The sequence below is a fragment of the Streptomyces ossamyceticus genome, assembly GCF_001418475.1.
GTDB classification, from domain to species: domain Bacteria; phylum Actinomycetota; class Actinomycetes; order Streptomycetales; family Streptomycetaceae; genus Streptomyces; species Streptomyces ossamyceticus.
Genome location: NZ_LIQX01000386.1, coordinates 1 through 8,976, shown reverse-complemented (window position 1 = coordinate 8,976; position 8,976 = coordinate 1). Strand labels below are relative to the sequence as shown.

Below are 8,976 nucleotides of genomic sequence, written 5' to 3'. Positions count from 1 at the left end.
GGTGCGGGTTCGTCGGCGGGCGCGGGTTCGTCGGCGGGTGCGGGTCCGTCGTGGTTTCTCGCGCAGTTCCCCGCGCAGTTCCCCGCGCCCCCGAAGGGAACGGGCCTGCGGCCCGCCCTTCATCCACCCGCACCCGGCGACGCACAAGTCACCCCGCACCCCCGTGGGCCGGCGCTCGGGAAAACCCCGCGACAGTCGCTCCGGGCAGCCCCTAGCGTGGGCTCATGAGCCCCACCCAGGACATCGTCGTGCGCGCCATCACCGAGGACGACAAGGCCGATTGGATCCGCGCGCTGAACACCGGGTTCCTGCGGCCGTCGGAGACCTGGTCCGAGCAGGAGCTCAAGGACCGCACCGCGCACATCGTCCCGGCCCGTACGCTCGGCGCGTTCGACGGGGACCGCTGCGTCGCCACGTTCCGTTCGTTCCCGCAGCGGCTGACGGTCGTGGGCGGCGGCGCCGTCCCCGCCGACGCCATCTCGAACGTCACGGTCAGCCCCACGCACCGCCGCCGGGGCCTGCTGACCCGGATGATGGCCGAGGACCTCACCGCCGCGAGGGACCGCGGAGACGTCGTCGCCACGCTGATCGCCGCCGAGTACCCGATCTACGGCCGCTACGGCTTCGGCCCCGCCACCCGGACCACCGAGTGGACGATCGACGTGCCGCGCACCGGACTCGACCCCCGCTGGTCCGGCCCGGCCGACGGTGGCCGCATCGACCTCGTCGACGGGGCCGACGTGCGCAAGCTGGGCCCGGAGCTGCACGAGCGGCTGCGTCGCGCCCAGCCGGGTGCCGTGGACCGCGACGAGCGCTGGTGGCGGCTCAACACCGGTGAGCGGGGCATCGTCTCGTCCTGGACCGAGCCCTTCTACGCCGTGTACCGCTCGGCGGCCGGCGAGGTCCAGGGCCTCGCCTCGTACGAGTCGGACGACCACTGGCACGACAAACAGCCGCACAACACGGCCGACGTCAACTGGCTGATCGCGACGACCCCGGCCGCCGAGCGCGCCCTGTGGCACTTCCTGTGCTCGATCGACTGGATCACCAAGGTCAAGACGGGCTGGCGGGCCCCCGACGACCTCCTCCCGGACTTCTTCCCCGACCCGCGCGCCGCGCGTGTCACCGCCCAGGCCGACTGGTTGTGGGTGCGGATCCTGGACGTCGTGCGGGCGCTGGAGGCGCGGACGTACGCGGGCACCGGGACGCTGGTGCTGGAGGTCTTCGACGGATGGGGGTCCCCCCGCTCGAGCGGAGTCGAGAGTGGGGGACGCTTCGCGGCCGGGCGCTACCGGCTGGACGCCGGTCCGGACGGCGCGAGTTGTGTGCCGACGAGCGAGGACGGCGATCTGGTGCTGGATGTCGCGGACCTCGCGGCACTGTGGCTGGGCGACGAGTCGGCGGTGCGGCTCGCCGCGCTCGGCCGGGTCGGGGAACAGCGGAAGGGCGCCGCCGCTGTCGCCGACGCCCTGCTGCGGACGTCCAGGCGCCCGTGGTGCCCGGACCTCTTCTGATGACGGGTCCGCCGCTGGGACCCGGGAGTTGTCGTTCGACCTTTCCTCGGTGTGCGGGTGTGCTGCATCCGTAGCTATTCAGTTGTGGTTGTGGCTGCGCATTCAGTTGTGGCTGTGCCATTCAGTTGTGGCTGTGCGGACCGGTCGAACTCCCGGCTCCCCTCCGGAAGGGAGGTCGATCGGTCGGTCTGTGTGAGCCAGGTCACCAACAAGCTGAAAGTTTGACCATGTCAGCGAAGTTGGCGACCAACTCTTCCTTACTTATCTCCGCTTGGAGTCGTCTCATAACCACCTTCCCATGAACTGCCGGAAGATGGCGCGAAGTTGTAATGTTTGTTCGTGGAGCGGGAACGTGCGGCCGTCGATCGACGGAAGTCGTCACAGCGGCCCCAGAGGTCACATCACGAGGTGGCCGACGTGTTGCGCCGCCGGATCAGGTCCGGCGAGCTGCGACCGGGACAGCGCATGCCCACCCAGGCCAAGCTCGCCGACGAGTTCGGTGTGGAGCGCGGTGCCGTCCGCCAGGCGCTGCGCATCCTCCAGTCGGAGCAGCTGCTCACCAACGTTTCCAAGGGAAGCCCCGCGACGGTGGCTCCGGACCTGGCAAAGACGTTCACCGGCGGTCCCGGGGCGCCGCCGCGCCCCACCATGGTGGAACTCGCCCCGCGCATATCCGCCGCCTTCGCCGCCCCGCACGTGGTGATCGACGCCCTCTGCCTCACGGCGGTGTCCCTCACGCTCGCCGTGGGTGAGTCGTTGCGCGAGATTCACGCGGGGCGCATAAAACCGGCCAGGCTCGACGTACGGGTGCTGCTGCCGAGCCGGGACATCCCGCTCGCGTTCCCCACGCCGGTCGACGCCTCGGTCGACGGCCGGCTGCAACGCCGCTGGCTCGCCCAGCGCAACGCCCAGGGCCAGGTGCTGCGGCACAACCTGCTGGCCCTGCGGTCCACGCACGGCATCGACGTCCATGTCACGTTCCGCGCGCTGCCGTTCACCCCGCCGGTGAAGCTGTACCTCCTCAACGGCACGGAGGCGCTGTTCGCGTACTACACCGTGCAGCGGACGGAGGCGGAAGTGGACAGCGAGCAGCTGGAGATGTACGACGCCGAGGGCACCCAGTCGATGCTGTTCGCCTTCGAGCGGGGCGCCGCCTCGGCCCCGCGGGACGCGAGCTTCGTCGAGCAGTCCCGGCTGTGGTTCGACGCGCTGTGGGAGACGATCAGCTCGGAGCTGGTGCTCACGAGCTGACGGCGCCCGGGGTGGGCCCGCGACTCCTCTTCGGGTCAGAAGGTGGGGCCCGCGAAGAGCAGTGCGAGGATGACGGCGCCGATGGAGCTGCACGTGTGGTTGCGTGCCTTCAGGCCGACGGTGAGGAACAGCAGGCCGACGATCCCCATCGTGCCGTAGCGCCACTCGACGGTCTGCTCGAAGGCGACGACGGCGATGGCGGAGAGAAGGGCGATGGCGGGCATGGTGGTACCTCCTTCGAGGCGCTGAGGCGGGTCGGGCAAGAGGAGGCAGAACTTCCGCCAACTTCACCAAGTTGGTTACCAACTCTGCTTAGATGGTGCCCACTTGGTTGATACTCATAACCACCTTGCAGTGAACTCCACAAAGATGGATCAAAGTTGTAGCGTTTTGGTCGTGACCCAGGAGAACGTCGCAGTGAACGGCAGCAGAAGGCTCTCGTCCCAGGAGATCGCCGACACCCTGCGGGAACGCATCCGCAGCGGCGCCCTGAGGCCGGGCGAACGGCTGCCCACCCAGGCCGAACTGGCCGACGAGTTCGGCGTCGAGCGCGGCACCGTGCGACAGGCCCTGCGCGTCCTGCACGAGGACGGGTTGCTGAGCAATGTGAGCAAGGGCAGCCCGCCCCGCGTCGCCGAGGCCACGCGCCCCACCGGCAACGAGCCCCAGCCCACGATGGTGGGCCTCGCGCCCCGGCTCGCCGAGGCGTTCTCGGCACCGCACGTCCGGGTCGACGCCGCCTGCCTCACCGCCGAGACCCTGATGCTGGCGCTCGGCGAACCGGTCCGCCTCATCCACGAGGGAACGATCCGCCCCGAGTCGATCGACGTCCGGATCCTCCTGCCGTCCCGGAAGATCAACCTGGCCTTCCCGGTGCCGGTCGAGGGCCGGGGCGAGGCCGACGAGGAGGACCCCGTGCACAAGCGCTGGCTGGACCAGCGCAACGCCCAGATCCGCGTGCTGCGCCACAACCTCCGGGCGCTGCGCACCTCCCACGGCATCGACGTCCGCGTGACCTTCCGGGCGCTGCCGTTCACCCCGCCGGTGAAGCTGTACCTCCTCAACGGCACCGAGGCCCTCATCGCGTACTACACGCTCATGAAGCGCGAGGAGCAGTTGGAGGGCGGCCCGCTGGAGATGTACGACGCCTTCGGGACCCAGTCGCTGCTGTTCTCGTTCGCGCGGGAGACCAGCCGGCGGGACGAGGCGTTCGTGGAGCAGTCCCAGCAGTGGTTCGACGCCCTCTGGGAAACCATCACCACGGACCTGACACTCTCCTAGTGACGCCTGATACGACGCAGACTGATGCGGTGACGGTTGAGACAGAGATCCTGCGTGAGCTGATCGCTCCTGTTCGTTACGTGGTGTTCGACTTCGACGGCCCGATCTGCCGGCTGTTCGCGGGCCACTCCGCGGAGCAGGTGGCGAAGGACCTGGTCGCGTGGCTGGAGGGGCAGGGACTGCACGGCCTGCTCACCGATGAGGAACGGGTCCACCCGGATCCGATGGTCGTGCTGTACGCCATCGACAGAAGGCGCCCGCGCAGCGATCTGGTCGCCGAGCTGGAGGAGAGGTTCACCCAGCTGGAGCTGAAGGCGGTCGCCTCCGCCATGCCCACCGCGTACGCCGATCCGCTCATCCGCACCTGGTCGGCGCTCGGCAGCCGGCTCGCCGTGGCCACCAACAACTCCCCGCGCACCGTGGCCGATTACCTCGCCGGCCGGGGCCTGACGGGCTGCTTCAGCCGGCACATATACGGCCGGACGAGCGACCTCCACCTGCTGAAACCGGACCCCCACTGTCTGAACCGGGCGCTCGGCGCACTGGGCGCCACACCGTCCGCGGCCCTGATGATCGGCGACACCCCGACCGATCTGGTCGCCGCCGAACGGGCGGGAGTGCCGTTCCTCGGCTACGCCCGTGACGAGGACAAGGGCAGACAGCTGCGGGACGCGGGCGCCCGGGTCGTCGTCCGATCGCTGGAGACCGTCCTGAAGGTGCTGCGGTCCCGGACGTAGGGCCCTTCCACGGGCACAGCGCCACAGCCCCCACCAGCCCCGCGGAACGGGGCGTCCGGACGGGGGAGCCGAGCGCAAGTCCTGAATGAGCCATTGGCCGGGTGGTGCGGGGCTCAGCCCATTACAGTGTCCCCACTCTCACTTTCGTCGCATGAACATCAGAGGCGACGCACGGCTGTTCAGGAGTGACCCTTGGATGGTCCACCCATGCCTGGTGCCCGGAGGACGGCGTACGACGACTTCGCGCGCCGTGCGGAAGCTCTGGGTCCGGCCTGCCGGGGCCATCACCATCTGAACCACACGGTGCGGACGCCGACCGAGGCCGACCGGCGGCTCCTGGGCTGCGAAGCCGGGCAGTCCGTCACCGTGCGCCGGCGCATCCGTTCCGCGCTGCCCGTGGTCGTGCGGACCTGGCAGGACGAGGCGGAGATCCTGCGCGCCGTCCACCGGTTCCTGCCGCACACACCGCGGTGCCTCGTCCGGCACGGGGACCGGACCGTCCTGACCCATGTGCCGGGCGTACCGCTGTCCGGCCTCCACCCCGACGGCACTCCGCTGGACGCCCGGCTGATCGAGGGCCTCGCCGGGCTGCTGGCGGACATGACGCGGGTGCGCAGGAAGGACCTGCCCCCGCTGCCGCAGTCGTGGCCCCGGTCGAGCAGGGACAGCCGGGCCTTCCTGCGGGCGCTGGCCCTGGCGGCGGAGGAGCAGATCAGACGGCGCAACTGGGGCGGGTTCGGCGGCCTCTTCGCGACCCTGGGCATCCCCGACGACGCCCTGGTGCGGTTCGCCGAACGGGTGCCGGCGATGACCAGCCGCCCGTTCAGCCTGCTCCACACCGATCTGCACCGCGACAACGTGATCGTGCCGTACGACGGCGATCCGCCGCTGGTCTGCGTCGACTGGGAGCTCGCGACCTACGGCGACCCTCTGCACGACCTCGCCACCCATCTCGTGCGCACCCGCTACCCGAGCGAACAGTGGGCGCAGGTGACGGACGCGTGGGGCGAGGCCGTGGGCCGACGGCGGGCCGAGGCCGTGGGCGGCCTCGACCGGGACCTCGGGCACTACCTCGCGTTCGAGCGGGCCCAGTCCGTCTACCCCGACGTCATGCGCGCGGCGACCTCGCTCGGCGACTCCTTCGACCAGCGCGACCTGGACGAGGCGACCCGCGCGGTGCACCGGGCGCTGGTGGCGGCGGAGGAACCCCTGCGGCTGCGACGCGTGCCCGACGAGCGCGCGATCGAACGCGTCCTGTTCCGCTGGAACCTGTCCCACGGCCGACGGCACGGCCGGGAGCGGACGGTCTCCGCCGTCTCCTGGGAGCGCGACACGAGGGTGCCCGAGCACCCGGAGTTCCCCGCGTCGGCGGTGCGGGAGGCGCTGTTCGAGGAGGGCGCGGCCTCCGCGGACCGGGTGTTCCGGGGGACGGCCCACCTCAGTACGGCCGTGCGCGTGTCCGGCTTCCCGCGTCCCGTGATGGTGCGGCGCAAGGTCGGCACGGCCGTGCCCCGTGAGCGCCGCTTCCTCAACGAGCACGCCGTCCTGCGGGCCGTCGAACGGTCCTGCCCGGGGGTGCGCGCCCCGCGGGTGCTGGCGCTGGGCACCAGCGCGCTCGGCGACCGGTTCACCATCCACTCCTACGAGGGGCCGACGGGAACGATCCGGCAGCCCGACCACCCGGTGCACGGCCTGCTGCCGCACGAGGCGGACGACCTAGTGGACCAGCTCGCCGAGCTGACCCGCGCGGAGTACGGGGAGCTGGACCGGGACGCGTCCCTCGACGACTTCTACCCCCGCCTGTGCGACGAGCTGATCCGGATGGTCGCCGAACTCCCCAAGGAGACCATCGATTTCGCCCGGGAACTGGGACTGCCCGGCAGCGCCCGGCTGGGGGAACTCCTGCGGCGCCATCTGCTGGCCCCGCGCCGCCCCGCCCTCCTGCACGGCGACCTCAACCCGTGGAACCTCGTACGGCGCGAGGACGGTGCCGGGCTCACCCTGATCGACTGGGAGATGGCGATGGTGGGCGACCCGCTCTACGACCTGGTCCGCCACATGCACCTCACCCCCACCCTCGCGGACATCCGCGAGCGGCTGTTCACCCGCTGGTCCCGGCTGCTGCCGGAGGAGTGCACCAAGGGGTGGAAGGACGACTGGCGGGTCTACCGCTGGATCGAGACGGTCCGCTCGGCCTACGTCGACCTCGACCGTCTCGTGACCGGCGACGGCCTGGAGGCGCCCAACGTGCGCCGGGCGGTGGACGGGTACGCCATGACCCTGACCGCCGCGACCGCGGGCCTGGGACTCCACGCCAGGTCGCACGCCTTCCACGGCGCCCGGGCCTCCCTGGGCGCCCGCGCCCCTCTCGATGCCCGGCCCTCCCTCGATGCCCGGCTCTCCCTCGGCTCACGGCTCTCCCTCGGCTCACGGCCCTCCCTCGGCTCACGGCCCTCCCTCGGCGCCGGGTCCGGGGCCCGCTCCGACGCCCGCGTGCCTGCGTAGGCTCGACCCATGAGTGAGACCGGCCTGCGGGAGCGCAAGAAGCGGCGGATGTACGAGACGGTGTCCGAGATCGCGATCGAACTGTTCCTGGAGAAGGGCTTCGACGCGGTCTCCGTGGCCGAGGTCGCCGCGGCCGCCGAGATCTCCAAGCCGACCCTCTTCCGCTACTTCCCGGCGAAGGAGGATCTCGTCCTGCACCGGATCGCCGACCACGAGACCGAGTCGGCGCGGGTCGTGGCGGGCCGCGCCGAGGGCGAGTCGGTGGTGGGGGCGCTGCGGGCCCACTTCCTGGCCGGGCTGGCCCGGCGCGACCCGGTCACCGGACTCAACGACCACCCGCGCGTCCTCGCCTTCCACCGGCTCCTCTACGGCACGCCGTCGCTGGTAGCCCGTATGTACGGCCATCTGGAGCGCTCCGAGGAGGCGCTCGCGGAGGCCCTCGGCGGCGGACTCGACGCGCGGGTGGCCGCCGGGCAGCTCGTCGCCGTACGACGGGTGCTGGCGATGGAGAACTGGCGGCGGATCGAGCGGGGGGAGCCGGTGGAGGGGATCGAGCGGGACGCCGTCGCGGCGGCCGAGCGCGTGTTCGGGCGACTGGAGCGGACGCTGGTGGTGTGAGGGCGGGGCTGGGGCCCGGGAGCAATAGATGAACCTCGGTTAAAAACTTAACTCAGTTACGTTATTTCGGTACGCTCGGCGGAATGACGTCCACTCGCGCGCCCGAGAACCCGGCCGACCCGTCCCCCTCCCTGCGGCACGCCCTCGCCCGTGAGCGCGCCCATCACGACGCCTGCCGCGCCGCCCTCGCCGCCATGGTCGAGGGGGCGGGGGAGCAGGTGGTGATCGGCGAGGACGTCTCCGCCTCGGGGGCCGACGCGGAGGTGCTCGGGTACCGGCTCCGCAGTCAGGCCAAGGCGCTCCGGGAGCTGCCGGAGGGCCCACTGTTCTTCGGGCGGCTCGACTTCGGGGACGACGGCCACGACGGCGAGCACGCCGGGCAGAGCTACCACCTCGGGCGGCTGCGGATCACCGAGCATCCTGGGTCACCGCCGCTGGTCGTGGACTGGCGTGCGCCGGTGGCCCGCGCCTTCTACCAGGCGAGCGCCGGCGACCCGAGAGGCGTGGCCGTGCGGCGGCGCTTCGGCTGGGCCCCCGGCAGCCGGGGCGACTCGGCCGACCTGACCGGGTTCGAGGACGAACCCCTGGGCGGTGAGGCGCGCGGCGCCGGGGGCGTGGGCGGTGAGGGCGTGGTGGCTGAGGGCGTGGGCGGTGAGGGCTCCGCGCCCAGCCGTTTCCTCGCCGCCGAGATCGAACGGCCGAGGACCGGGCCCATGCGGGACATCGCCGCCACCATCCAGCCGGAGCAGGACGACCTGGTACGCGCCGGTCTCGCGACCTCCGTCTGTGTGCAGGGTGCCCCCGGCACCGGGAAGACGGCGGTCGGCCTGCACCGGGCCGCGTACCTCCTCTACACCCACCCCCAGCGCATCCGCCGCGGCGGCATGCTGATCCTCGGCCCCAACCGGACCTTCCTGTCGTACATCGCGGAGGTCCTCCCGGCGCTCGGCGAGGTGGGCGTGCGCCAGTCGACCGTCATGGACGAGATCGCCCGGCAGCCGGTCACCGCCGAGGACGACGAGCGGGCGGCCACGCTCAAGCACGACGTGCGGATGGCGGAGGTGCTCCGC

General features: G+C 71.5%; 8 protein-coding genes. 7 read left to right on the top strand and 1 reads right to left on the bottom strand.

The window, feature by feature from the left end:
* Positions 1 to 224 precede the first annotated feature (224 nt).
* Together AOK15_RS26585 and AOK15_RS26580 are read left to right on the top strand one after the other, a co-directional pair.
* Complete coding sequence (locus tag AOK15_RS26585; protein ID WP_055520888.1) at positions 225 to 1,514, top strand: GNAT family N-acetyltransferase; 1,290 nt, start codon at positions 225 to 227, stop codon at positions 1,512 to 1,514.
* 408 nt (positions 1,515 to 1,922) lie between these two features.
* Positions 1,923 to 2,765 (top strand): winged helix-turn-helix domain-containing protein, encoded by an 843-nt coding sequence (locus tag AOK15_RS26580; protein ID WP_055520887.1) that lies wholly within the window; start codon positions 1,923 to 1,925, stop codon positions 2,763 to 2,765.
* 35 nt (positions 2,766 to 2,800) lie between these two features.
* On the opposite strand, the gene AOK15_RS26575 is transcribed toward AOK15_RS26580, so the two are convergent.
* Entirely contained in the window at positions 2,801 to 2,989 is a 189-nt protein-coding gene (locus AOK15_RS26575; protein ID WP_055520886.1) for a hypothetical protein, read from the bottom strand.
* Positions 2,990 to 3,182: 193 nt separating this feature from the next.
* On the opposite strand from AOK15_RS26575, the gene AOK15_RS26570 reads away from it, so the two are divergent.
* The 5 genes from AOK15_RS26570 to AOK15_RS26550 all read left to right on the top strand — a co-directional run.
* Positions 3,183 to 4,046: a GntR family transcriptional regulator gene (locus AOK15_RS26570; protein ID WP_055520889.1), complete on the top strand. Its 864-nt coding sequence runs from the start codon at positions 3,183 to 3,185 to the stop codon at positions 4,044 to 4,046.
* A 29-nt stretch (positions 4,047 to 4,075) separates the two neighbouring features.
* A complete protein-coding gene (locus AOK15_RS26565; protein WP_240508603.1) occupies positions 4,076 to 4,783 on the top strand; it encodes an HAD family hydrolase in 708 nt (235 codons plus the stop codon).
* 207 nt (positions 4,784 to 4,990) lie between these two features.
* Complete coding sequence (locus AOK15_RS26560) at positions 4,991 to 7,288, top strand: phosphotransferase (protein WP_079058719.1); 2,298 nt, start codon at positions 4,991 to 4,993, stop codon at positions 7,286 to 7,288.
* Positions 7,289 to 7,297: 9 nt separating this feature from the next.
* Positions 7,298 to 7,906, top strand: coding sequence for a TetR family transcriptional regulator (locus tag AOK15_RS26555; RefSeq protein WP_055520884.1), 609 nt, complete (start codon positions 7,298 to 7,300; stop codon positions 7,904 to 7,906).
* Positions 7,907 to 7,989: 83 nt separating this feature from the next.
* A partial coding sequence (locus AOK15_RS26550) for a helicase domain-containing protein (protein ID WP_478078815.1) occupies positions 7,990 to 8,976 on the top strand: 987 nt, incomplete at its 3' end.